Source organism: Caulobacter sp. P4_E5 (assembly GCF_056401555.1).
On sequence record NZ_JBFUJD010000014.1, the window covers coordinates 14,455 to 37,324 of the forward strand.

At 67.7% G+C, this 22,870-nt stretch carries 24 protein-coding genes; 10 read left to right on the plus strand and 14 right to left on the minus strand.

All coding sequences use genetic code 11. From position 1 onward, the window contains the following. Positions 1-201 precede the first annotated feature (201 nt). The 4 genes from AC1DSO_RS06565 (at position 202) to alr (ending at position 5,022) form a co-directional block, all read left to right on the plus strand. The gene (locus tag AC1DSO_RS06565; protein WP_477068080.1) at positions 202-1,719 is read left to right on the plus strand and encodes a replicative DNA helicase; all 1,518 of its coding nucleotides are present in this window, start codon (positions 202-204) and stop codon (positions 1,717-1,719) included. 219 nt (positions 1,720-1,938) lie between these two features. Further along, a complete protein-coding gene (locus AC1DSO_RS06570; protein WP_477068081.1) occupies positions 1,939-2,625 on the plus strand; it encodes a MarC family protein in 687 nt (228 codons plus the stop codon). Between the two features lie 114 nt (positions 2,626-2,739). After that, positions 2,740-3,882: a hypothetical protein gene (locus AC1DSO_RS06575; RefSeq protein ID WP_477068082.1), complete on the plus strand. Its 1,143-nt coding sequence runs from the start codon at positions 2,740-2,742 to the stop codon at positions 3,880-3,882. A gap of 48 nt (positions 3,883-3,930) precedes the next feature. Then, complete coding sequence (gene alr, locus AC1DSO_RS06580; RefSeq protein ID WP_477068083.1) at positions 3,931-5,022, plus strand: alanine racemase; 1,092 nt, start codon at positions 3,931-3,933, stop codon at positions 5,020-5,022. On the opposite strand, the gene AC1DSO_RS06585 is transcribed toward alr, so the two are convergent. Continuing rightward, a complete protein-coding gene (locus AC1DSO_RS06585; RefSeq protein ID WP_477068084.1) occupies positions 5,019-5,603 on the minus strand; it encodes a hypothetical protein in 585 nt (194 codons plus the stop codon). The genes alr and AC1DSO_RS06585 overlap by 4 nt on opposite strands. A gap of 150 nt (positions 5,604-5,753) precedes the next feature. On the opposite strand from AC1DSO_RS06585, the gene radA reads away from it, so the two are divergent. From radA to AC1DSO_RS06615, 6 genes are all read left to right on the plus strand, one after another. Next, positions 5,754-7,136 carry a DNA repair protein RadA gene (radA, locus tag AC1DSO_RS06590; protein ID WP_477068085.1) on the plus strand — a complete coding sequence of 461 codons (1,383 nt, stop codon included), beginning with the start codon at positions 5,754-5,756 and terminating at the stop codon, positions 7,134-7,136. Beyond that, complete coding sequence (locus tag AC1DSO_RS06595) at positions 7,133-7,750, plus strand: CvpA family protein (RefSeq protein WP_477068086.1); 618 nt, start codon at positions 7,133-7,135, stop codon at positions 7,748-7,750. The genes radA and AC1DSO_RS06595 overlap by 4 nt, the downstream gene beginning before the upstream one ends. Next, on the plus strand, positions 7,747-9,249 hold the full coding sequence (gene purF, locus AC1DSO_RS06600; RefSeq protein WP_477068087.1) for an amidophosphoribosyltransferase: 1,503 nt from the start codon (positions 7,747-7,749) through the stop codon (positions 9,247-9,249). The genes AC1DSO_RS06595 and purF overlap by 4 nt, the downstream gene beginning before the upstream one ends. A 56-nt stretch (positions 9,250-9,305) precedes the next feature. After that, positions 9,306-10,283 (plus strand): bile acid:sodium symporter family protein, encoded by a 978-nt coding sequence (locus AC1DSO_RS06605; RefSeq protein ID WP_477068088.1) that lies wholly within the window; start codon positions 9,306-9,308, stop codon positions 10,281-10,283. A gap of 49 nt (positions 10,284-10,332) precedes the next feature. Beyond that, positions 10,333-11,088, plus strand: coding sequence for an SDR family NAD(P)-dependent oxidoreductase (locus AC1DSO_RS06610; protein WP_477068089.1), 756 nt, complete (start codon positions 10,333-10,335; stop codon positions 11,086-11,088). A 200-nt stretch (positions 11,089-11,288) separates the two neighbouring features. Further along, complete coding sequence (locus AC1DSO_RS06615) at positions 11,289-12,794, plus strand: methyl-accepting chemotaxis protein (RefSeq protein WP_477068090.1); 1,506 nt, start codon at positions 11,289-11,291, stop codon at positions 12,792-12,794. Here AC1DSO_RS06615 and AC1DSO_RS06620 read toward each other — a convergent pair. The 13 genes from AC1DSO_RS06620 to AC1DSO_RS06680 form a co-directional block, all read right to left on the minus strand. Further along, entirely contained in the window at positions 12,791-13,918 is a 1,128-nt protein-coding gene (locus AC1DSO_RS06620) for a serine hydrolase domain-containing protein (protein WP_477068091.1), read from the minus strand. The two genes, AC1DSO_RS06615 and AC1DSO_RS06620, sit on opposite strands and share 4 nt — an antisense overlap. Before the next feature lie 76 nt (positions 13,919-13,994). Then, on the minus strand, positions 13,995-15,764 hold the full coding sequence (gene der, locus AC1DSO_RS06625; protein WP_477068092.1) for a ribosome biogenesis GTPase Der: 1,770 nt from the start codon (positions 15,762-15,764) through the stop codon (positions 13,995-13,997). A 119-nt stretch (positions 15,765-15,883) separates the two neighbouring features. Continuing rightward, positions 15,884-17,314, minus strand: coding sequence for a PQQ-like beta-propeller repeat protein (locus AC1DSO_RS06630; RefSeq protein WP_477068093.1), 1,431 nt, complete (start codon positions 17,312-17,314; stop codon positions 15,884-15,886). Continuing rightward, positions 17,311-18,075: a tetratricopeptide repeat protein gene (locus tag AC1DSO_RS06635; protein ID WP_477068094.1), complete on the minus strand. Its 765-nt coding sequence runs from the start codon at positions 18,073-18,075 to the stop codon at positions 17,311-17,313. The genes AC1DSO_RS06630 and AC1DSO_RS06635 overlap by 4 nt, the downstream gene beginning before the upstream one ends. 152 nt (positions 18,076-18,227) lie before the next feature. Next, complete coding sequence (gene panB, locus AC1DSO_RS06640; RefSeq protein WP_477068137.1) at positions 18,228-19,055, minus strand: 3-methyl-2-oxobutanoate hydroxymethyltransferase; 828 nt, start codon at positions 19,053-19,055, stop codon at positions 18,228-18,230. 98 nt (positions 19,056-19,153) lie between these two features. Next, entirely contained in the window at positions 19,154-19,534 is a 381-nt protein-coding gene (locus AC1DSO_RS06645) for a hypothetical protein (RefSeq protein WP_477068095.1), read from the minus strand. Next, positions 19,527-20,111 (minus strand): RNA polymerase sigma factor, encoded by a 585-nt coding sequence (locus tag AC1DSO_RS06650; protein WP_477068096.1) that lies wholly within the window; start codon positions 20,109-20,111, stop codon positions 19,527-19,529. The genes AC1DSO_RS06645 and AC1DSO_RS06650 overlap by 8 nt, the downstream gene beginning before the upstream one ends. A gap of 22 nt (positions 20,112-20,133) precedes the next feature. Further along, positions 20,134-20,520 (minus strand): DUF6249 domain-containing protein, encoded by a 387-nt coding sequence (locus tag AC1DSO_RS06655; protein WP_477068097.1) that lies wholly within the window; start codon positions 20,518-20,520, stop codon positions 20,134-20,136. A 126-nt stretch (positions 20,521-20,646) separates the two neighbouring features. Beyond that, a complete protein-coding gene (locus AC1DSO_RS06660) occupies positions 20,647-20,955 on the minus strand; it encodes a hypothetical protein (protein ID WP_477068098.1) in 309 nt (102 codons plus the stop codon). Further along, the gene (locus AC1DSO_RS06665) at positions 20,955-21,467 is read right to left on the minus strand and encodes an RNA polymerase sigma factor (protein ID WP_477068099.1); all 513 of its coding nucleotides are present in this window, start codon (positions 21,465-21,467) and stop codon (positions 20,955-20,957) included. The genes AC1DSO_RS06660 and AC1DSO_RS06665 overlap by 1 nt, the downstream gene beginning before the upstream one ends. Then, positions 21,467-21,883 carry a hypothetical protein gene (locus tag AC1DSO_RS06670; protein ID WP_477068100.1) on the minus strand — a complete coding sequence of 139 codons (417 nt, stop codon included), beginning with the start codon at positions 21,881-21,883 and terminating at the stop codon, positions 21,467-21,469. The genes AC1DSO_RS06665 and AC1DSO_RS06670 overlap by 1 nt, the downstream gene beginning before the upstream one ends. Before the next feature lie 9 nt (positions 21,884-21,892). Then, positions 21,893-22,075: a hypothetical protein gene (locus AC1DSO_RS06675; protein ID WP_477068101.1), complete on the minus strand. Its 183-nt coding sequence runs from the start codon at positions 22,073-22,075 to the stop codon at positions 21,893-21,895. 49 nt (positions 22,076-22,124) lie between these two features. After that, positions 22,125-22,829, minus strand: coding sequence for an HAD family hydrolase (locus AC1DSO_RS06680; RefSeq protein ID WP_477068138.1), 705 nt, complete (start codon positions 22,827-22,829; stop codon positions 22,125-22,127). Positions 22,830-22,870: the final 41 nt, after the last annotated feature.

Here is a 22,870-nt window from a genome sequence, read left to right on the forward strand (position 1 = left end):
CCCTGAAAGGTCCGCAAACGTTTGGGCGCGGAGAGCGATCTCCGCGCCCTTTTCTTCGCGCCTCACGTCAGAAACGGACGCCTCCAAGCGCTCGTGCGCTTGCACTTTCGGGGGCTCAGAACATACACAGAATATCCCCGTTCATCTGAGTCGCCGGGCCAAGTCGCCCGCGCGTCGAAAGGCTCGTCGCGTTAACTTCCGATGATGTCCCTCGTTCCCGCGCTCGATCTGCGCTCACCGCATGAAGAACCCACGATCAACGTGGCCCCGCACAACATGGAGGCCGAGCAGGCGCTGCTGGGCGTCCTGCTTTACGACAACGCGGCCTACGAACGCCTGACCGACAGCCTGCAGGCGCGCTGCTTCTACGAGCCATTCCATCAGCGCCTGTTCCAGGCGATCGAGACCCACGTTCGCAAGGGCCAGCTGGCCGAGCCGATCCTGCTGGCCGACGAGTTCAAGAAGGACCCCGCGTTCGAAGAACTGGGCGGCCTGCGCTACCTGGCCGACCTCGTCGACCGCGCCCCGCCGGCCGCCAATGCCGGCGACTACGCCCGGGTGATCTTCGACCTCTCCCTGCGGCGCGAGCTGATCCGCATCGGCGGCGACATCGCCGTGGCCGCCCAGGGCACGGCCGAGGAAAAGCGCACCGCCCGCGACCAGATCGAAGCGGCCGAACAGAGCCTCTACAGCCTGGCCGAAAGCGGCGCGGCCTCGTCGGGCTTCGTGTCGTTCGGCGACGCTCTGCGCGGCGCAGTCGAGATGACCGCCGAGGCCTACAGCCGCGACGGCGGCATGTCGGGCGTCTCGACTGACCTGATGGACCTGGACCAGAAGATCGGCGGCCTGCACCCGTCCGACTTGATCGTCCTGGCCGGCCGCCCGTCGATGGGCAAGACGGCGCTGGCGACCAACATCGCGTTCAACATCGCCAAGAAGTACGCCTACGAGATCCAGCCCGACGGCACCAAGAAGACCGTCCAGGGCGGGGTGGTGGCCTTCTACTCGCTGGAAATGAGCGCCGAGCAGCTGGCCCTGCGTATGCTGGCCGACGCCTCGGGCGTGTCGGGCGACCGCCTCCGCAAGGGCGAGATCGACGCCTCCGAGTTCGGCCGGGTTCGCGACGCCGCCATGGAGCTGCAAGAAGCGCCGCTCTATATCGACGCCACCGGCGGTATCTCGATCGCCAAGCTGACCGCCCGCGCCCGTCGCCTGAAGCGCCAGGTCGGCCTGGACCTGGTGGTCGTCGACTACCTGCAGCTGGTCACCGGTTCCGACCTCGGTTCGAACGCCAACCGCGTTCAGGAAGTCAGCCAGATCACCATGGGCCTCAAGGCCCTGGCTAAGGAGCTGGGCTGTCCGGTCATCGCCCTGTCGCAGCTGTCGCGTCAGGTCGAACAGCGCGACGACAAGCGGCCCCAGCTCTCCGACCTTCGCGAATCCGGTTCGATCGAACAGGACGCCGACATGGTGTGGTTCGTGTATCGCGAGGCCTATTATGTCGGCCGCGCCGAGCCGCGCGAGGGCACCCCCGAGCACCTGACCTGGCAGGAAGACATGGACCGCCTGCAGGGCTTGGCCGAGGTCATCATCGCCAAGCAGCGTCACGGTCCCATCGGCACAGTGCGCCTGTCGTTCAACAGCGACACCACCCGCTTCGGCAATCTGGCCCGCGACCACTACTTCGCCCAGGCGCGGAACATTCCGTCGGACGAGTAGGTCCGGCGGAGCGCCCCCTCCGTCTCGCCGTCTATCGACRCCGATCCACCTCCCCCGTTTCACGGGTGAGGAGGGAGCGTCTCCTCCTCCCTCGCCAAGCGGGGGAGGTGGCGCGATGCGGATACGCGTCGTGACGGAGGGGGCGCTCGCCTCACCCGTTTGACTACGCCCCATCGCTCAAGCCAGGGTCACCCCCTCGCCCCAGCCCCGACGAGTCGCATGGACTTCAGCCCCCTACCCACCTCCAGCCTGATCGGCGCCTTCCTGCTGGCGTTTCCGGCGCTGTTCTCGATCGTCAATCCGGTCGGAGCCTCGCTGATCTTTCACCAGGCCATGGGGGGGCGGACGCGGGCCGAACGGCTGAAGCTGGCCCGGGCGATCGGCTTCTACGCCTTCCTGGTGCTGCTGGGCTCGCTGCTGCTGGGCGGCTACATCCTGAACTTCTTCGGCGTCAGCCTGGGCGCCCTGCGAGTGGCCGGCGGCCTGGTCGTGGCGATCCGCGCCTGGGGCCTGCTGATGGACCCGCAAGAGAACGAGGACCGCAAGACCAGCCAGACCGAGCCGGCCCAGACCCACGAAGACGTCGCCTTCTTCCCACTGACCATGCCGTTCACGACCGGCCCGGGCTCGATCTCCGTGGCCATCGCGCTCTCGTCGCAGCGTCCGACCGAAGGCAGCGCGGTGGCGCCCTTCTTCATCGGCGCGAGCCTCGCCGCCGCCCTGGTGGCGATCATGGTCTGGCTGCTCTACAGCGCCTCGGGCCAGGTCATGCGGCTGCTGGGCCCGTCCGGCGCGCGGGTGCTGTCACGCCTGGTCGCCTTCCTGCTGCTGTGCATCGGCGTGCAGATCATCGCCTCGGGCGCGGAGAACCTGGTCGGACGGTTCCTGGCGACCCATCACAGTTAGGTCGAATATACGAAAATACCGCTTGTCGCACGGGAGCAACCTAAGATGGGTAAAACGACTTGATCTAAAGTGCAGCTTGCTTAGGTTCCCCCAAGACGGGAGGAGCCTACTTCAATGCCGAGAAACCCATTTTGGACCGCTAGCGACGCCGCCCTTATCCGAGGCGCCAGCGCCTTTCAGAACCCCGACGGCCAGCTCTATTTCTATAACACCACGGTCCAGTCCTACGACCGCGACACCTCGTTCAGCGGCGCTTTCACGTTTGGCGAGACCATCGACTACCTGACGGTCAATCTGACCGCGGGGGCGACCTACAACTTCCTGGCCACAGGCGATTTCCGGGTCAGCATCGCGATCTACGACACGGACGGCTACCTACTGGACTTCACCGATGGTGATGACATCGGCATGCCCGACACCTATCCGCGCGACAGCATTCTATACTTCAAGCCGGACTACACCGGATCCTACAAGATCAACATTTATTACGCGAACATTACGACCGCAGGCAATTACTTCATCGTCGGGTCCGAAGACCTTCTTAGCGATGGAAAGAACACCGTCGTCGCTGACACGAAAATCTCGAACGTGATCTATTCGGTTCTACTCTTACAGTCGACGACCTCCCAAGCGACCTCTGTCCTGAGCTATGTCACGGACAAGACCCACGCAGGAACCTGGACTACCGACCAAGCCGTCAAGTACATCATCGATCAAGCCGATGCGACGACCACCGTCGCCAACCTGGCCTATCAGTTCTTTACCGGTAAGACTCCCCAGCCGGGCGGGATGACCTACTTGGTCTCGCCCACGGGTACGAACCCGAACAACCTGAACAGCGCCTACTACCAGAACTTCAATCTCGAGAACCGCTACATCAACTTCGCCGTGAACCTCGGCATCAACGGCGAAGGCAAAACCAAGTTCGCCGCCGACTATGGCTCGCTGACTTTGGCGGAGGCCACCAAGAAGGCCTACACGACAATCTTCGGCGGTACGCCCACCGACGCGAAGATCACCGCCCTCCTGAGCGGCGGGCGAGACGCCTATTTCGAAACCTATGGCCATGACGGCCTCAATGGCCAGGGCACCAAGGCCGCCATGGTCGGCTGGCTGCTTGCCGAGGCCGCCAAGGGCGACGTTGGCGTCTATTCTCGCGCCAGCAACGCCTACCTGCTCGACGCCTCCGCCTCGATCCAATACGCGATCGATCTGGTCGGGGTGTATGGAAAGCCTGACTACGCCTACGGTGGTTGATCGGAAAAGCTATTGGTGCAGGGCGCTCTAGACCCTAAAGAGCGCCCCGTGACCGACGCCCGCATCACCATCGACCTCGACGCCCTGGCCAGCAACTTCGCCGCCCTGCGCGCCCGCGCGGGCGGGGCGGAGTTGGCGCCAGCCGTGAAGGCCGATGGCTACGGCCTGGGCGCGGCGGAGATCGCCGACCGCCTGTGGGCTGAGGGCGCCCGGAGCTTCTACGTCGCGCGTCTGGCCGAAGGCGTGGCCCTGCGCCGGACCCTGGGCGACCGCGAGGCCGTCATCTACGTCCTGGATGGCGCGACCCCGGGCTCGGGCGACACCCTTCAGGGCGCCAACCTCACCCCTGTGCTCAACAGCCTGCCCCAGATCGAGGCCTGGAATGCCCAGGCCCGTTCCGGCCGGTTGCAGGCGGCGCTGCACGTCGACACCGGCATGAACCGCCTGGGCCTGCGGCTCGAGGAGGTGAAGGTGCTGGTCGGGGCGACCGATCGCCTGAAGCGCCTGGACCTCGATCTCATCATCAGCCACCTGGCCTGCGCCGACGACCCCGCCCATCCGCTGAATGCGCGCCAGCTGGAGCGCTTCGAAGAGGTTGTCGCCCTGCTGCCGCACGCGCGTCGCAGCCTGGCCAATTCGGCGGGCCTGTTCCTGGGCGAGGCCTATCGTTTCGACCAGGCCCGGCCGGGGATAAGCCTCTACGGCGGCGGGCCCGAGGGTGTCCCGCATCCCGAGATCCGCGCCGTCGCCACGGTGGAAGCGCCGATCCTGCAGGTCCGCGTCGTGCCGCGCGGCGAAAGCGTCGGCTATGGCGCGCGTTGGACGGCGCCGGACACTACGCGCGTGGCCATCGTCGCGGCGGGTTATGCCGATGGCGTGCTGCGGGCCAGCCATCCCAACGGCCAGGTGTGGTTCGACGGCGCGCGCCGTCGGCTGCTGGGGCGCGTCTCGATGGACGTGATCGCGGTCGAGGTCACCGGCTGCGACACCGCTCGCCCGGGAGCGATGGTCGAGCTGTTCGGCCCGAACCTGCCGATCGACGAGGCTGCCAACGCCGCCGGCACGTCGGCCTACGAGCTGCTGACCCGCGTCGCGCCCCGCGCCCACCGCTTGGTGGTCGGCCAGAGCCCGTCGCGTTAGCCCGCCAGCGCTCGCAACCGCGCGGCGTTGACCGTCTCGACGGCCGCCTTCAGCACGTCCACCGTATCGGCCGAGCCCTCGGCGGAGATCGCGAAACGGTCGGCCGCCACGATGCTGTAGCGTCCCGACCTCGACGCCGTATCCCATTCCTCGGTGACCATCCGCCCGGCGGCCGTGGTGATCTTTTCGTAGCCGGTCGCGGTGCGCCGGACGCTCGAAGCGCCTTGGGCGTCCGCGTCAGCGCCGACGGCGCCGATCGCGCCCAAGTCGGTGACCTCGAGGACGAAGGCCGAGGTTCCCTTCACATAGCGCGCCCGGGCCTTGGCCATGCCGGGCTCGGGACCCAAGCCCGTGGAAACATCGCCCCGAGCGTAGCCGCCGACGCTAGCCGGCAGCAGATCCTTCAGACTGGCTGGGGCCAGGGCGCGGGTTCCCTTCTGGGCCGCCTGCTCGGCGCGCTCGGATTCCTTTTCGAGTTGGCGAAGGTCGACCGGCTGGCCATTGACCTCGATCGGACCAGAAGACCGCGTCTCGCCTTGTCGCCCGCAGCCAACAAGGACCGCCGCGACGGCGACCGCCACACCCCAACGCCACGCCCCGCTCCCGGCCATCAGCTCACATCCTCCACCACCCACTACCCTAACGCGTATTGCCTACCTTGGCTGCGTCCGGCTTTGGCGCAGCGCCCCGCCAAGGAGTAATCTCCACCCATTCGAGAATCAGGAGCCCTCATGGCCCGCGACGGCGCCGTCTACGCCTGCCAGTCCTGCGGCGCGGTCCAGACCAAGTGGTCCGGCCAGTGTCCCGCCTGCCAAAGCTGGAACACACTGGTCGAGGAGGTCGGGGCCAAGCCCCCCGGCGCCCTGTCGACGACCAAGTCCACCCGCCTGCGCGRCCTGCAGTTCACCGGCCTGGAGAGCGAGACCGCTCCGCCGCCGCGCATCCTGACCGGCGTCGACGAATTCGACCGCGTCTGTGGCGGGGGCGTCGTTCCCGGCTCGGCCATCCTGATCGGCGGCGACCCCGGGGTCGGCAAGTCCACGCTTCTGCTGCAGGTCTGCGCCAGCGCCGCCCTCCGCGGGGTCTCGTGCGCCTATATCTCGGGCGAGGAAGCCGTCGCGCAGATCCGCGGCCGCGCCGAGCGCATGGGCCTGGCCAAGGCCAATGTCAGCCTGGCGGCCGAGACGGCGCTGCGCGACATCCTGGACGGGCTGAAGCGCGACAACTTCGACCTCGTGGTCATCGACTCGATCCAGACCATGTGGAGCGACGCCCACGAGGCCGGGCCCGGCACCGTCACCCAGGTCCGCGCCTGCGCCACCGAGCTGGTGCGTCTGGCCAAGAAGAAGGGCGTGGCGATCCTGCTGGTCGGCCACGTCACCAAGGACGGCCAGATCGCCGGCCCGCGCGTGGTCGAGCACCTGGTCGACGCGGTGCTCAGCTTCGAGGGCGAGCGCGGCTATCCGTTCCGGATCCTGCGCGGAGCCAAGAACCGCTTCGGGGCCACCGACGAGATCGGCGTGTTCGAAATGGGCGACGTCGGCTTGCGCGAGGTCAAGAACCCCTCGGCCCTGTTCCTCAACGAAGGCGGCGAGCGATCGGCCGGCGCGGCGGTGTTCGCCGGCATCGAAGGCTCGCGGCCCGTCCTGGTGGAGTTCCAGGCCCTGGTCGCGCCCTCCGCGTACGGAACGCCGCGTCGCGCCGTGGTCGGATGGGATTCCGGACGTCTGGCCATGGTCCTGGCGGTGCTGGAGTCCCGATGCGGCCTTGGTTTTGGCGACAAGGACGTCTATCTGAACGTCGCCGGCGGCCTGCGCATCACGGAACCGGCGGCGGATCTCGCGGCGGCGGCGGCCCTGGCCTCTTCCGCCTTGGACGTCGCCCTGCCCCAGGACTGCGTCGTGTTCGGCGAGGTCAGTCTGTCGGGCGAAGTACGACCCGTCAGCCGGATGGAGACGCGTTTGAAGGAAGCCGCGAAACTGGGATTTGGCCGCGCGCTGGGACCACTCTCCGGTCTTCCCGAAGGCGGCGGCGCCCTGCCCGTGGCCGGGGTCGCGCGACTGACCGACGCCGTCCGCCGGATCGGCGACGAGATCTGGAGCAACCTGACGTGACGCCGTTCGACATCATCGCCGGCCTGCTGCTGCTGGTGTCCGGCGTGACCGGCTGGGTGCGCGGCGCCTCGCGCGAGCTGACCTCGGCCCTGTCATTCATCTTCGCCGCCGCCATCGCCCTGTTCGGCCTGCGGATCAGCGGACCGATCTTCCGCAAGCTGATGGACCCCGATTGGGCCGCCACGGGCGCGGCGGTGCTGGTGGTGTTCGTCGTCTTCTTCCTGATCTTCCGCCTGATCGGCGGCCGCCTGACCGCCAGCCTGCACGAGACCTCGGCCGGGACGCTGGACCGCGGGGTCGGCGCGACCTTCGGCCTGGTCCGCGCCTGCGTGATCCTGGGCGTCTTCAACCTGCTGCTGCACCTGGCGACGCCGCCGGACCGCATGCCGCACTGGGTCGAGGACTCGCTGTTCTACCCCGTGTCCGAAGCCAGCGGCAAAGTGCTGAAGGTCTTCGCGCCCAAGGGCAAGGCGCTGGCCGGCAAGCTGGCGCCGGCGATCAAGGACGCCGTTCACGAGGGCGGCGACAATACGTCCGGCGAGAAATCGACCGGAAAAGGCTATGATGATAACCAGCGTCGACAGCTCGACGACCTGGTGGAGAAATCGCGATGACCTTCCTAGGCCAGTCGACCGACTGCTATTCGTCCACGCCCTGGCGTGACCCGGAGGACGATACGCTTCGCCTGGAATGCGGCGTGTTCGGCGTGTTCGGCGTGCGCGACGCCGCCGCCATCGCGGCCCTGGGCCTGCACGCCCTGCAGCACCGCGGACAGGAAGCCTGCGGCATCGCCGCCTTCGACGGCGGCCGCTTCCACACCGAGCGCCACATGGGCCACGTCGGCGACGCCTTCACCGGCCCGGACCTGGTGCAGCGCCTGCCCGGCAACATGGCCATCGGCCACACTCGCTATTCGACGGCCGGCGGCAGCGGCATCCGCAACGTCCAGCCGATGTTCGCCGATCTCGAGACCGGCGGCGTGGCCATCGCCCACAACGGCAACCTGACCAACTTCCTGACCCTGCGCGAACGCCTGGTCCAGGAAGGCGCGATCTTCCAGTCGACCTCCGACAGCGAGGTGATCCTTCACCTGATCGCCCGCTCCCGGAAGGCCAAGATCGTCGACCRCTTCATCGACGCGGTCGGCCAGATCGAGGGCGGCTACGCCCTGGTGGCGATCACCAACAAGAAGATGATCGGCCTGCGCGACCCGCTGGGCATCCGCCCGCTGGTGCTGGGCGACCTGGACGGCAAGCCGGTCCTGGCCTCGGAGACCTGCGCGCTGGACATGATCGGCGCCCGCTTCGTGCGCGACGTCGAGCACGGCGAGATGGTGGTCATCGAAGAGACCGGCGTCACCTCGACCAAGCCCTTTCAGACCAAGGCCGCCCGGCCCTGCGTGTTCGAATATGTCTATTTCGCCCGTCCCGACAGCATGGTGAACGGCCGCTCGGTCTATGGCGTACGCAAGCGGATGGGCCGCAACCTGGCCAAGGAGACCGGCGTCGAGGCCGACGTCGTCGTGCCGGTGCCTGACAGCGGCGTACCGGCCGCGCTCGGCTTCGCCCAGGAGAGCGGCATCCCGTTCGAGATGGGCATCATCCGCAACCACTATGTGGGCCGCACCTTCATCCAGCCGACCCAGGGCGTCCGCGAGCTGGGCGTGCGCATGAAGCACAGCCCCAACCGCGCCATCCTGGCCGGCAAGCGCGTCGTGCTGATCGACGACTCGATCGTGCGCGGCACTACCTCGCTGAAAATCGTCCGCATGGTCCGCGAGGCCGGCGCCAAGGAGGTCCACCTCCGCTCGGCCAGCCCGCCGATCAAGTGGCCCGACTTCTACGGCATCGACATGCCCGAACGCGAACAGCTGCTGGCGGCCAACAAGTCGCTGGAAGAGATGGCCAAGTTCCTCGAGGTCGACAGCCTGGGCTTCCTGTCGGTCGAAGGCCTGTACGACGCGCTGGAGGCCGGTCCCCGCGACCCGGCCGCCCCGCAGTTCACCGACCACTACTTCACCGGCGACTATCCGACCCGCCTGACGGACCGCGAGATCGCCGAAGGCCGTAACGAAACCAACGACAAGCAGCTTTCGCTGCTGGTCAGCGCGTGACATACCCCTCGTCCCCCAAGGCCTAGATCAAGGGCTGGCGGGACGGGGATTTGTCCATGGGTTTCAAAAGCCTGCTCGATAAGCTGAAGCTCGAGCCTTTCGTCATCGCCCTATTCGGCATGGTCGTTCTGGCCTCGATCCTACCTGTGCGCGGTGAGGCGGCGACCGACCTCAAGCTCGTGGTCAAGCTGGCCATCGCCCTGCTGTTCTTCCTGCACGGGGCCAAGCTGTCGCGCGAGGCCGTGGTCGCCGGGATCACCCACTGGCGGCTGCACCTGCTGATCCTGGCCTTCACCTTCGTGATGTTCCCCGTCCTGGGCGTGATCGCCAGCAAGCTGGGGATCCTGTCCTCGACCCTGGCGGCGGGCATGCTGTTCCTGTGCTGCCTGCCCTCGACCGTGCAGTCCTCGATCGCCTTCACCTCGATCGCCCGGGGCAATGTCGCCGCCGCCGTCTGCGCGGCCTCGGCCTCGAACCTGTTCGGGATCTTCATCACCCCGGTTCTGGTCGGCCTGCTGATGCACACCCAAGGCGGCGCGGCCGGCGGCTGGAAATCGGTGCAGGACATCGTCATCCAGCTGCTGCTGCCGTTCATCGTCGGCCAGTTGGCGCGGCCGCTGGTCAGCCGGTGGGTCGAGAAGCACAAGGCGCTGGTCGGCTATGTCGATCGCGGCTCGATCCTGCTGGTGGTCTACGCCGCCTTCAGCGAGGCTGTCGTGGGCGGCATCTGGCACAAGGTTTCGGTGGTCGAGATGATCGTGCTGGTCGTCGCCTGCTGCGTTCTGCTGGCCATCGTCCTGGCCGCAACCACCTTTGGCCCGCGCGCCCTCGGCTTCTCGAAGGAAGACGAGATCACCATCATGTTCTGCGGCTCCAAGAAGAGCCTGGCCACGGGCGTGCCGATGGCCGGCATCCTGTTCCCCGGCCCGACGGCGGGGATCATCGTCCTGCCGCTGATGATCTTCCACCAGATCCAGCTGATGGCCTGCTCGGTCATCGCTCAGCACTACGCCCAGCGGGCCAAGGAAGCTTAAGGGCTTCCGCCGGTTTCCGTTTCACCTTCCCTGTTCTAGAACCCGCGCCATGACTTCCGACTCCACAAAGCCGCTGGCCGGCCGCATCGCCCTCGTCACCGGCGCCACGCGCGGCATCGGCGAAGCGGTCGCCCTGGGCCTGGCCAAGGCCGGCGCCCACGTGATCGCCACGGGCCGCACCCAAGGCGCGCTCGAGGCCCTGGACGACGCGATCCTGCAAGCCACCGGCGAGCGCGCCACGCTGGTCCCGCTGGACCTGCGCGAGCCCGACGGCCTGGACCACCTGGGCGCGGCGCTCCACCAGCGCTGGGGCAAGCTGGACATCCTGGTCGGCGCCGCGGCCGTGTTGGGTCCCCTCACCCCGGTCAGCCACCTGGAGCCGAAGGGCTGGGACATGATCCTGTCCACCAACCTGACCGCCAACTGGCGCCTGGTCAGGGCCATGGACCCGCTGCTGCGCGCCTCCGACGCCGGCCGGGCCCTGTTCTTCACCAGCAGCGTCGCCAAGACCCGTCCGGCCTTCTGGGGTGCCTACGCGGCCACCAAAGCGGCGCTGGAGACCATGGTCGACGTCTATGCCGACGAGATGGAAAACACCGCCGTCCGCGCCCTCTGTGTCGACCCCGGCGCCATGCGCACGCGGATGCGGTCGGGCGCTTTCCCGGGCGAGGATCCCAAGACCGTGCCTGCGCCGGAGACCATCGTCCCGTTCGTCGTCGACCTGGTCCGCCCCGACCGCGAACCGCCCAAGGGCGTCGTCCGTTTCAAGGATCGCGGCCAGGAATCACCCAGCGTCGACGCGTGAGGGCGAACCGCGCTTCTCGCTGAAATCGCTGCGAAAAACAGCCGTCAGGGTTGTTTGTCGGCCTGAAATGCCACCCTAAATCCCCGCGATCGCCGATCGGCGACCCAGATTGGGTGAAGGTCATTCGTGGTTAGGAAGCAATTAACCCTGATCCTGGACAGCTTTGTGTCGACTTTCACACAGAGCGGGGGCTCATTCTCATGGCGTTGTTTTCCTTCGGCCGCGAAGACGCCGCCGCCTCGGCCAAGATCACCGACCTGGAAGGCGTGGTCGCGGCCATCCAGCGCTCGCAGGCGGTCATCGAGTTCAGCCTCGACGGCACGATCCTCACCGCCAACGACAACTTCCTGCGGGCCCTGGGCTATAGCCTTTCAGAGATCCAGGGGCGCAAGCACAGCATGTTCGTCGAGAGCGGCGCGATCGACACGCCGGCTTACCGCGAGTTCTGGCGCGCGTTGAACGCTGGCGAGTTCGTGGCCGACAAGTTCAAGCGCATCGGCAAGGGCGGCAAGGAGGTCTGGATCCAGGCCTCCTACAACCCGATCCTCGACAAGCACGGGCGTCCGTTCAAGGTCATCAAGTTCGCCGCCGACATCACGGCGATGGAAACGGAACGCCACGCCGCCGACGCCGAGCGCGAAGAGGTCCGGCATGAACAGGACCACGTCGTCTCGGTCCTGGCCCAGAGCCTGGGTCGCCTGGCCCGCGGCGACCTCACCGCCCGCATCGAGGACCGGTTCGACGGCCGCTACACCCAGCTGAAGGAAGACTTCAACGCCGCCATCGACAGCCTGAAGGACGCCATGGGCGCGATCGCCGACGCGGCCAACGGCATGGAGAGCGGCGCCAACGAGATCGCCAGCGCCTCGAACGACCTGTCCAAGCGCACCGAGCAGCAGGCCGCCAGCCTGGAAGAGACCGCCGCCGCCCTGGACGAGATCACCGCCACGGTGCGCCGCAGCGCCGACGGCGCCAAGCAGGCCTCGGCCGCCGCCTCGACCGCCAGCACGGACGCCGACCGCTCGGGCGAGGTGGTCCGCGAGGCCGTCGCCGCCATGGGCGAGATCGAAAAGTCCTCGGGCCAGATCACCCAGATCATCGGGGTGATCGACGAAATCGCCTTCCAGACCAACCTGCTGGCCCTGAACGCCGGGGTCGAAGCCGCCCGGGCCGGCGACGCCGGCCGAGGCTTCGCGGTCGTCGCCCAGGAGGTCCGGGCCCTGGCCCAGCGTTCGGCCGACGCGGCCAAGGAGATCAAGGGCCTGATCGCCAACTCGACCGCCCAGGTCGAGCGCGGCGTCCGCTTGGTCGGCGACACCGGCCAGGCCCTGGAGGGCATCGTCGGCAAGGTCGGCGAGATCAACAGCCTGATCCGCGAGATCGCCGAGTCCTCGCAGGAACAGGCCACCGGCCTGAACCAGGTCAACGCCGCGGTGAACCAGATGGACCAGGTCACCCAGCAGAACGCCGCCATGGTCGAACAGGCCAACACCTCGTCCGCCTCGCTGCGCGGCGAGGCCCAGGATCTGGCCCGTCAGGTGGCGCGCTTCCAGACCGGCGGCGTGCGCCGCCCCGAGCCGGCGCAGCCCGCGCGCCACGCGCCGGCCCGTAACCCGGTGGCCGAACAGCGCGCCCGGATCCAGAGCTTCGCCCGCCCCGGCGGCGGCGCGGCCGCCGCGCCGGCGACGGAGTGGGAAGAATTCTAGGGAGCCCTGACCTGCCTTAGCAGCAGGTTCGCCGTCGCCGCCGCCGAGCCGTCACCGGTCAGGGCGGCGGCCACGATCGCGCCATCCCTGACCGAATAGGCCACGACCGCGTTGGCGCCCGGCGCGCCGCCCAGATGGCCCAGCCACAGTGACTTGGAGCCGTCGGGCTCGGGAACCTCGATCGCCATCACGCCCAGCCCGTAGAAGCTGCCGCTGTCGAACATCGGATAGAGCCGGGCGAACATCGTCGTGACGGCGTCCTGCTTCAGCAGCTTGCCGCCCAGCAACGCCGCCCATACCCGCGCCATGTCGCTGGCCGAGCCCACGGCCGGCCCCGCCGCGCCCGCCCAGGCCGGCTGCATTGGCGCCTCCTTGACCGAGACCAGCTTGGCCACGTCCTCGGCCCTGTCGCCGTCCGCCAGCATCCGCAGCGATTTCAGCCCCAGCGGCTTGACGATGCGGGCGTCGACCGCGTCCTGCCAGGATCGCCCGTCCACCGTCTCGATAACCTTTCCGAGCAAGGCGTAGCCGGTGTTCGAATAGCGCCAGCGCTCGCCCGGACACGAGAACGCCCCATGACGGGCGATGATCTTCAGGTCCTCGTCCAGCGTGTGGGCGCGGTGCTCCGCCCTAGCCTTCAGGTCTTCGTTGGCGCTGAACAGGCCGCCGGTGTGGGCCAGGAGGTCGCGGATCGTCACCACGTCACCGTTCGGGACACTGGCCACATACTTGCTGATCGGATCTTCCAGCTTGAGCTTGCCAGCCTCAACCAGTTGCAAGACGACCACGGCGATCAAGGTCTTGCCCGCGCTGGCCCAGAACAGCAGTGGCGGCTGGTCGCCGCTGTCGGTGCGCTGCCACGTGCCCTTGCCGGGGATCAGGACGGCAGCCGTCAGGGCCGGCGCCTTGGTCGCCGCCCTGGCTTGCGCGAAGCCCGCCTCCAACCGCGCGATGGTCGCGGGATCGAGCGCGGTCTTGGGGATCTGGCCGACGAGTGGCGGCGTGACCGGCGCATGCAGCGGCGCGCCGGCATAGGTCACCGCGCTCTTGCAGACGACGGGCTTGTAGTCCTCGGCCGAGGCTTCGGCTGACGCCGCCAAGACGGGCAGCATCGCCAGCCCCAAGATCCATCTCCACCCCATCGTCGCCTCCCGCGCTCAAGCTTCACTAGCCGGAACGCGCGAGGCGAAGATAAGGCGATCAGCGGCCCTTGGAGCCGCCGGGACGGGTGTTGCCACGCACGGTGCGCGAGCCGGCGGTGGGGCGCTTGGGTCCGGCCGCCTTGCCGCCGGCCGACTTGGCGCCGACCTTGTAGCTGGGCGTGGTCGAGACCTTCTTCTGGACCTTGGGGCCCAGCTTCTTGACCGACTTGACGGCGGCCTTGCCGGGTTCCGACGCGGCGGCGCTCTCGACGGGGGCGACGGGGGCGGCGCCCTTGGACGCAGCAGCCTTCTTCGGCCTGGGGGCCGGCTTGGTCGGATCGGGCAGGCCCGCCTCGGCCGCGGCCTTGGCGGCGGCCTCGTCGGCGATGCGCTTGGACTTCTTGACCGTGTTACGCGAGGCGCGGATGCGCTCTTCCTCCCGTTCGCGGCGCTCGAACTCGCGCTTGCCCCGGCCGCTGTGACCCTTGGCCTCGCCGTCGGCATAGGGGTTGGCGCCCGACTTGATGGTGATGCGCAGCGGCACCCCCGGCAGGTCGAAGCTTTCGCGCAGGCTGTTGATCAGATAGCGCCGATAGTGGTCGGGCATCTGGTCGGCGCGGCTGGAGAACAGCACGAAGGTCGGCGGACGGGCCTTGGTCTGGGCCATGTACTTGGGCTTGACGCGGCGGCCGCTGACGGCGGGCGGCGGGTGACGCTGCATGGCCATCTGCAGCCAGTCGTTCAGGTCGCGGGTCTTGACCTTGGTCGACCAGTCCTTGTGGATCTTCAGCACGGCCGGCATCAGCTTGTTGACGCCGCTGCCGGTCTCGCCCGACAGCCCCACCACCGGCGCGCCGCGCACCTGGGGCAGCATGCGTTCGGCGTGCTCGCGGAAAGCCGCCAAGGTCGCGGCTTGGTCCTCGATCAGATCCCACTTGGCCAGCACGAACACCAGGGCCCGCCCTTCCCGCTCGGTCAGGTCGGCGATCTGCAGGTCCTGGATCTCGAACGGATGGGTGGCGTCCATCACCAGCACCACGACCTCGGCGAAGGTGATGGCGCGGATGGTGTCCTGGGTGGAGAGCTTCTCCAGCTTCTCCTGCACCTTGGCCTTCTTGCGCAGGCCGGCGGTGTCGACCAGGCGGACCTTCTTGTCGCCCCAGATCCAGTCGACCGCGATGGAGTCGCGGGTAATGCCCGCCTCCGGGCCGGTCAGCAGGCGCTGCTCGCCGATCAGGCGGTTGATCAGGGTGGACTTGCCCGCGTTCGGGCGGCCGACGATGGCCAGACGGATCGGCTTGTCGTCATCGTCCTCGTCGTCGGAGTATTGGTCCTCAGGAAAGGCCGCCAGCATGGCGGCGTAGAGCTCGGCCATCCCCTCGCCATGCTCGCCCGAGATCGGGATCGGCTCGCCCAGACCCAGCTTGTAGGCCTCGCCAATGCCCGACTGGCCAGCTTTGCCCTCGGCCTTGTTGGCCGCGATGATCACCGGCTTGCCGCGACGGCGCAGCAAGGCGGCGAACACCTCGTCCAGCGGCGTGACGCCTTCGCGGGCGTCATAGATGAACAGCGAGACGTCCGCCTCTTCGATCGCCAGCTCGGTCTGGGCGCGCATCCGCGCCTCCAGGCTCTCGTCGGCGACGTCCTCGAAGCCGGCGGTGTCGATCAGGTGCAGGTCCAGGTCGCCCAGGCGGCCGTCGGCGTAGCGGCGGTCGCGGGTGACCCCCGGCTGGTCGTCGACGATGGCCAGCTTCTTGCCGGCCAGGCGGTTGAACAGCGTGGACTTGCCCACATTGGGGCGTCCGACGATGGCGAGTTTCAAAGGCATAGGCGTCCAGTAGTCGATTTTAGCCCATCTCGCAAAAGCGAACGCCCGGGCCAGCTTTCGCGGACCCGGGCTTCAGAGCGTTTCAAGTTGTCTTTCGGGCCCGAAAAGGCCCGATCGGTCTAGCGGATGGCGACCAGGTCGGCGTCGTCCGTGACCAGATAGATCATGCTGCCGACCGCGATCGGGTTCAGCAGAACCGGCGCGCCGATCTTCAGGGTCTTTTCCTTGGCGCCGGTCTTGGCGTTCAGGACCACGGCTTCGCCGTCGCTGGACGCGGTGATCAGGCGGCCGTTGGCCAGGATCGGGGTCGACCACAGGCGCGGATGCTTGGCGCGCTTCTTCTTCTGCTTCTTGCTGAGCTTGGCGCTGTCGTTCAGATCCTGGATCCAGTAGACCGAGCCGGTTTCCCGCGCGACGCAGATCACCTGGCCGGCCTTGTCGACGACATAGACGACGTCGCCGGCGGCCCACGGGGTGGTGATCGCGGTCACCGGCAGGCTCCAGYGGGCTTGGCCCGTGCGCAGGTCGGTGGCGGCGAACACGCCCGAGTGGCTGACGGCGAACACGTCGCCCTTGTAGATCACCGGACGGCCCGGAATGTCGCGGATCTCGGAGAGGGCGTTGGTGCGGCTGGCGCGGCTGAGCGCTTCGCTCCACAGGTCGTTGCCGTTGGCGGCGCGCAGGGCCACCAGCTCGCCCGAGGCGAAGCCCGAGACCACGGTGTCGCCGCTGACCGCGGGGCTCGATGCGGCCAGGATGCGGGCCGGCTCGCTGAGGGCCTGGTAGGTCCAACCCGGCGTGCCGTTCTCGGCGTTGTAGGTCAGCAGCTCGTTGTCGGTCGATACGACGAACACCCGACCGTCGGCGACCGTCGGGGCGCCGTGGATCGGGGTCGAGGTCTGCTGGGTCCAGCCGATATCGCCGGTCGCAGCGTCGATCTGGGCCACGAAGCGGAAGCCCGAGGCGACATAGAGCTTGTTGTTCGGGCCCAAGGCCACGCCGCCACCGAAGCCGAGGCGATCGTTCTTCTTGGGCATCAGCCCCAGGAAGCCGCCCTTCTTGGTCGGGCCGGCGGCCGGACGCAGGTCCTTGCGCCAGATGGTCGAGCCGGTCTTGGCGTCCATCGCCACGACGTCGGCCTCGCCGTCCATCACATAGATGCGGTCGCCCGACGACACCGGCGGGGCGGTGACATGGAACTTGCGGCCGCCCTTCTTGCCGAAGCCGCGCTTCCAGGCGATCTCGAACGCCTTGCCGGCGTCGACGTGTTCGATCGACTGCTCGGGATTGCCGCCCGGCAGGCGCCAATCGGCCTGCACCACCGGATCGGGCAGGAAGAAGTCGGCGCCCTTCAGCGATTCCGCGGGCTCGACCTTCTGGTCGAAGGCGATGATCGAGATCCGCTGGCCCTGGCTGGCGGTAGACTTGTTCTTGTCCTTGCCGCCGAACGGATTGAGCTTGGAAACGGTCGAACAGCCGCTGACGGCCATGGTCGCCGACATCAGCGCGACCAGGGCGACGGAACGCTTGGAGATCATCAGGCGGCTCATTGTGGGGCGTTGGGGGCGGCGTTGGGCAGGGCGGTCGGCGGCAGCTGGCTCAGCGGCGGCGTCGCCGGCAGGCTGGCGGCCGCCTTCACGGCGGCGGCCAGGTTCTTGGCGGCGCCCGAGTCGATCAGTTGCATGGCCGCCTGGGCGCGCTGGCGCACATCCTCGGAGGTGCTGGTGTCCAGCGAGTTGGCCAGAATCACGAAGTCCGCGCGCGCGCCGGCCAGATCACCGGCCTGCAGCTTGGCGAACGCCAGCCCCTCCTTGGCGTACACGCGGTACGGACTCTTTTCCCCCGCCAAAGGCGTCAACCTCGTCTCGATGTCTTTGTACGAGGCGGTGTCCATCAGGGCGAAGGCGGATTTGAGGCGCGCCAGGTCGCCCAGCAGCGGGCTGGGCGCGGCCTTGGCGGCTTCGTCGAAATAGGCGACGGCTTCCTTGGTCTTGCTCTCTTCGAGGCGGATGTTGCCCATCTGAAGCAGGGCCAGCGCCTTGTAGCCCTCGGCGCCGCCGTCGGCGATCGCCTTGAATTGGCCGAAGGCCTGAGACGGGCTTTGCTTCTGCGCCGTTTCCAGCGCGGCCTGATAGCCTTCCGAAGCCTTGTTGGACTGGTTGGTCTGGTAGGAGTTCCAGCCCCAGTAGCCGCCGACGCCGATCACCACGGCCGCCGTCGCCGCCGCCACCCAGGGCAGCGACTTCACCAGCAGGGTGCGATAGCGCTCCGACCGAAGCTGCTCTTCGACTTCGTCAAAAACATCGACCACGAAACGAAGCTCCGAAAGGGGCGGCGCCGCCCTTGGACGTCACACCCGCACTGGGCCGACGTCGCTGGTTTACGACAGATTGTGGCTAGCGGAGGGCCGCTCGCCGAGGCGGCGAACCTATAGCGTGCCGCGTCGCGTCGCAACGCGCCGTTTCATGCCTTTTTGGCGTAGTAGGTCTCGGCCTCGCCCGGAAAGCTGCGATCTTTCACGTCACGCGCGTATTCGGCCGCGGCGCGTTCGATCTCGCCCTTCAGGTCGGCGTATCGGCGGACGAATTTCGGGGTCCAGTCGAACAGGCCCAGCATGTCGTCGGTGACCAGCACCTGGCCGTCACAGCCGGCCGAGGCGCCGATGCCGATGGTCGGGACCGAAACGGCTTCCGTGACCTCGCGGGCCAGGCTCTCGGCCACGCCCTCGACGACGATGGCGAAGGCGCCGGCCTCGGCGGTCAGGCGCGCTTCTTCCAGCACCTTGGCGCGGCCAACCTCGTCCTTGCCCTTGGCCTTGAAGCCGCCTTCCAGCAGCACGGCCTGGGGGCGCAGGCCGACATGACCCATGACCGGCACGCCGCGCCGGGTCAGATAGGCGATGGTCTCGGGCACGGTCGGGCCGCTCTCGACCTTCACGGCCTGGGCGCCCGTCTCCTTCATGATCCGCACGGCGTTGGCATAGGCCTCCTCGTGCGAGGCCTCGTACGAGCCGAACGGCATATCGACGACGACCATGGCCTTCTTCGAGCCGCGCATCACCGCCTGGCCGTGCAGGATCATCATCTCCAAGGTCACGCCCACGGTGTTGGGCAGGCCATGGACCACCATGCCGACCGAATCCCCGACCAGCAGCAGATCGCAGGCGTCGTCCAAGGCGGCGGCGACCGGCGCGGTGTAGGCGGTCAGGCAGACGATCGGCACACCGCCCTTGCGGGCGGTGATGTCGGGGGCGGCCAGACGGCGAACCGTCTCTTCACGATGAGCGGACAGGGCGAACCCCTCCCTAGCGGCGTACTTTACGGGCGCCGTTTGTGGGCCGGATCGCGCCGCATCGCAACATGAACAGCGATAAGACGGGCGGCGAGGCTCTAGAAGTCCTCCACCACCCGCGTCACGAAGAACGCGATCGCCACCACCGCCAGACCGGCCGCCAGCCAGACCGCCTCGGCGCTGGACGGGGTCGTCAGCACCGCGTTGAACTTGGCCACGCCCGCGCTGATTTCGGTTTCGAAGCTGTGGCTGCTGCTCTTCGACAGCTGCGAAACTTCGCTAGAGAAGCGGGTGCTCAGGATCTGGAACGCGGCGATCACCCCGGCCGCCACGCCGGCCGCGCCAATGAACATCCGCCGCATCGCCCAGCCACGGTCCAGCTTAGCCGCCATCTCGGCGTTGAACAGCGCCGTGTCCGGAAACGACGGCGCTTCAGCGAACATACGGCTCAGCTGCGCTTCGAAATCGGGTTCAGCCATGAGCTTCCCTCCTCGCGCCTTCCTCGGGTCGGGCCAGTTTCGCCCGGAGTTTATCCAAACCACGTTTGACATGGGATTTGACCGTGCCGATCGGGATGTTCAAGGCCTCCGCCGCCTCGGCGTGAGACCAATCGGCCCCGTAGCAGAGGGAAACGCACAGACGCTCCCCCCGGGACAAGGCCTTCAGCGCTTCGTCGAGGTCGATACGGCTGGCGGCGTCCCCCGACGCGTCGCGCACCATCACTTCCTCGACCGGCTCGGCGTTGTCCGAGAAGATCAATCGCGCATCGCGCCTGACCTTCTTCAGATAGAGCCGCGCGGCGATCTTCTTGATCCAGGCGCCGAAGGTCCCCTCGCCCCGATAGTCGGCCACCTGTTCGAAACCGGCCATGAAGGCGTCCTGGGCCAGGTCGTCGGCGCTGGCCGAGTCGGCGCCCAGGCGCCTCAAGAGTCCCCGGACGGTCGAGCCGTGCCTGCGCACCAGCTCCCCGTAGGCCTGTCGGTCGCCCGCCGCCGCGAGAGCGGCGAGCTCGACATCGTGACCGGTTGGCGGGCGTTCCATGCCCATTGGATTCAAGCCCCTCCCAAGGCTTCGGGTTCTAGACCCGCTCTTCCTTGTTCGGATTGAAGAAGCTCAGGACGATGAAGGCCACGCCGATCACCGCCGGGATACAAGCAAGACCGATGCTGTCGAAGTCGCCGTCCCCATGAATGAAGTCGCCGAAGTAGGTGGCCAGGCCGATGCCGATGCCGATCGCCAGCCAGATCACGCCGGTACGCAGGTCGCGCAGGCGGGTCGGCGGCATCTTCACCGCGCGGGTCATGGCCTCGATCACCTCGGGTGGGATCGGCTGGCCCTTCTCGATGGCGACGCGGAGCGTGGCTTGCATTTCGCGGCGCTCGCGGCTCTTGAAGTAGATCGGCAGGCAGACGATGGCGACGATCATCATGCAGCCGACGACGGGAACGACGATTTCAGGACCCATTTTTCAATCCTCCAGTTAGGTGGACGACGCCCCCGCGCCGCCTTCACTAGTAAGAGGCGTTCACGGCCCCGTTTGGAGGCGCCCGCCGGGATGAAACTTTCGTAAGGCGCGAAATCGCAAAAGCCCTCAGCCGATCGACAGCCCCAGGCGACGCCAGACGGTCGGGCCGCCCGTCACCACCACCGCGCCGGCGAAGGCGAAAACCGCGGCGATCGGGGCCAGGGCCGGCGCGATCATCGAGACGGCCAGGTTCAGCACCGGCGCACAAGCCCACAGGACCAGGGCGATCACCACCGCTCCGGCGGCGGCGGCCATCAGGCGGTCCAGGAACTCACGCTGCTCGGCCCGCTTCAGCACCTCGGCGTTGAAGACGTCGGCGAGGCCTTGCTTGGGCGTTTCGCCCAAGAAGGCCGAGAGTTGATCGTCCAGGTTCATCACGTACCTCCCAGAACGGCCAGTAGTCGCTCTCGACCACGGGTAACATGCGATTTGACGGTGCCCAAAGGAAGTCCGAGGGCGTCGGAGACCTCGGCATGCGACCAACCTTGGCCAAGACACAGGGTGACACAGGCGCGCTGATCCTCGGGCAGGGTCGCCAGGGCCTTTTCGAGGGCCATGCGGTCCTCGGCGCCGACCTCGGCGGCGGCCTCCAGCTCCTGCTCGCCGCGCCAGGCTTCATCTCGCGCCGCCGCGCGCTGAGCGCCGCGCCGCTGCGAGAGCGCCTTCTTCCAGGCCACGCCATAGAGCCAGGCCCGGAAGCCTTCGTCCTCGCGCAGCTTGGAGAGGGCCGCCCAGGCCGCCACGAAGGCCTCCTGGGCGATGTCGTCGGCGTCGATCCAGCCACTCTTGCGCAGAAAGCCGCGCAGAGGCTTTTCGTGGATCGCCACCAGCCGCGCGAAGGCGGCCTGGGAGCCCGCGCGCGCCTGCCTGACAAGCGCGGCCTCCATCAGACGGTCGGGCCATTCCGATCGAGCAGCACCTGCACCAGGGTGGCCGCGCACAAGGCCCCCAGGACAAAGGCCACGATGACGAAGGCCTGACCCGCGCCATAGATGTTAGTCGCGGCGGCGACCGTGAAGCCGATGCTCAGAGAACCGAACAGCACCACCTGATACCAGGTCCGCTCGCGACGGCGGCGATACCGCGGACGCTCATCTCGGTCGTCGTCGTCGCCGTGCCAGCGCTTGTTAAGCCTGGCCATCAATTCGGGCGGCGGCTCGCGGCCGGCGGCGGCGTAGGTCTTGATCAGGTCCAGCGTCTCGCGGTTGGCGCGGTACGACAGCCAGCTCTGCCAGGCGCCGAACACGAACCAGCTGAGCGGGAAGATCAGCCACCAGAACTGACGGAAGATGTCTTCGGCCATCGGATCCTCCTAGCGCGCGTCGAGTTGAGCAACGAGGGCGGCCGGAGCTTCGCGTCCGGTCTTGGCCAGGTCGCGGAGCGTCTCCACCACCTCGCGACGGGCGCGATAGTCCAACCATGCGCGGAAGGCGCCCAGCAGCATGAAGCCCATGGGGAACATCAGCCACCAGAAGTCACGGAACAGGTCGTCCACGGTCTCAAGTCCCTTCGATCATCGGCGCGATCATTCGCGCTTTCGAAGGTTAGTCGCCGCCGACCGCCGGGCTGGATGCAGACACGTACGAAATAATTTCGGACATCGAGGCGAACGACACGGTGGGCTGATGTTCGGCCAGGATCGAGGGCTTGGCGTAGCCCCAGCCGACGGCCCCGCAGTCCAGGCCCACCGCGCGGGCGGCCTCGATGTCGCGGGTCTCGTCGCCGATGCAGAGGACCTTGTCGCGCGACACGCCCCGGGCGGTGACCTGCTTGAACTTGCGAGCCTTGCCGAACAGCGACGCGCCGCAGGCATAGAGGCTGATCAGCTCGGACAGCTCCTCGCCCAGCACGCGGCGGATCACCGCCTCGCTGTTGGAGCTGACCACCGCGATCTTGACGCCCGCCTGGTGCAGGGCGCGCAGCATGCAGGCAGTCTCGGGGAACAGCGGGATGGTGTGGGCGTCGGCGGCCATCAGCTTCTTGCCGGCGCGGGCGATCAGCGGCAGCTTCCAGGGCGAGACGCCCAGATAGCGGATCACCTCACGGGTGCTGCGGCCGCGCAGCATCTCGATCTCCTCGTCGGTGACGGTCTTGAAGCCGTACCGGCGCGCCATCGGATTGACAGCCCGCATCATCCACGCCGCGCTGTCGGCCAGCGTGCCGTCGAAGTCGAAGATGACCAGTTCGTACCGCGAGACGCCGTTCTCCCCCACGCGCCTAAAGCCCCCTTCAGTCCGCCCACGGCGGATGTTCCGTCCAGTGATAGACTGATCCCCCGAAGGTTGTCGTC

What these genes read in the sequence shown, in the direction of transcription:
- AC1DSO_RS06565 (WP_477068080.1), top strand. Translation starts at nt 202, where the DNA reads ATGATGTCCCTCGTTCCCGCGCTCGATCTGCGCTCACCGCATGAAGAA.
- AC1DSO_RS06570 (WP_477068081.1), top strand. Translation starts at nt 1,939, where the DNA reads ATGGACTTCAGCCCCCTACCCACCTCCAGCCTGATCGGCGCCTTCCTG.
- AC1DSO_RS06575 (WP_477068082.1), top strand. Translation starts at nt 2,740, where the DNA reads ATGCCGAGAAACCCATTTTGGACCGCTAGCGACGCCGCCCTTATCCGA.
- AC1DSO_RS06605 (WP_477068088.1), top strand. Translation starts at nt 9,306, where the DNA reads ATGGGTTTCAAAAGCCTGCTCGATAAGCTGAAGCTCGAGCCTTTCGTC.
- AC1DSO_RS06610 (WP_477068089.1), top strand. Translation starts at nt 10,333, where the DNA reads ATGACTTCCGACTCCACAAAGCCGCTGGCCGGCCGCATCGCCCTCGTC.
- AC1DSO_RS06615 (WP_477068090.1), top strand. Translation starts at nt 11,289, where the DNA reads ATGGCGTTGTTTTCCTTCGGCCGCGAAGACGCCGCCGCCTCGGCCAAG.
- der (WP_477068092.1), bottom strand. Translation starts at nt 15,764, where the DNA reads ATGCCTTTGAAACTCGCCATCGTCGGACGCCCCAATGTGGGCAAGTCC.
- AC1DSO_RS06645 (WP_477068095.1), bottom strand. Translation starts at nt 19,534, where the DNA reads ATGGCTGAACCCGATTTCGAAGCGCAGCTGAGCCGTATGTTCGCTGAA.
- AC1DSO_RS06655 (WP_477068097.1), bottom strand. Translation starts at nt 20,520, where the DNA reads ATGGGTCCTGAAATCGTCGTTCCCGTCGTCGGCTGCATGATGATCGTC.
- AC1DSO_RS06660 (WP_477068098.1), bottom strand. Translation starts at nt 20,955, where the DNA reads ATGAACCTGGACGATCAACTCTCGGCCTTCTTGGGCGAAACGCCCAAG.
- AC1DSO_RS06665 (WP_477068099.1), bottom strand. Translation starts at nt 21,467, where the DNA reads ATGGAGGCCGCGCTTGTCAGGCAGGCGCGCGCGGGCTCCCAGGCCGCC.
- AC1DSO_RS06670 (WP_477068100.1), bottom strand. Translation starts at nt 21,883, where the DNA reads ATGGCCGAAGACATCTTCCGTCAGTTCTGGTGGCTGATCTTCCCGCTC.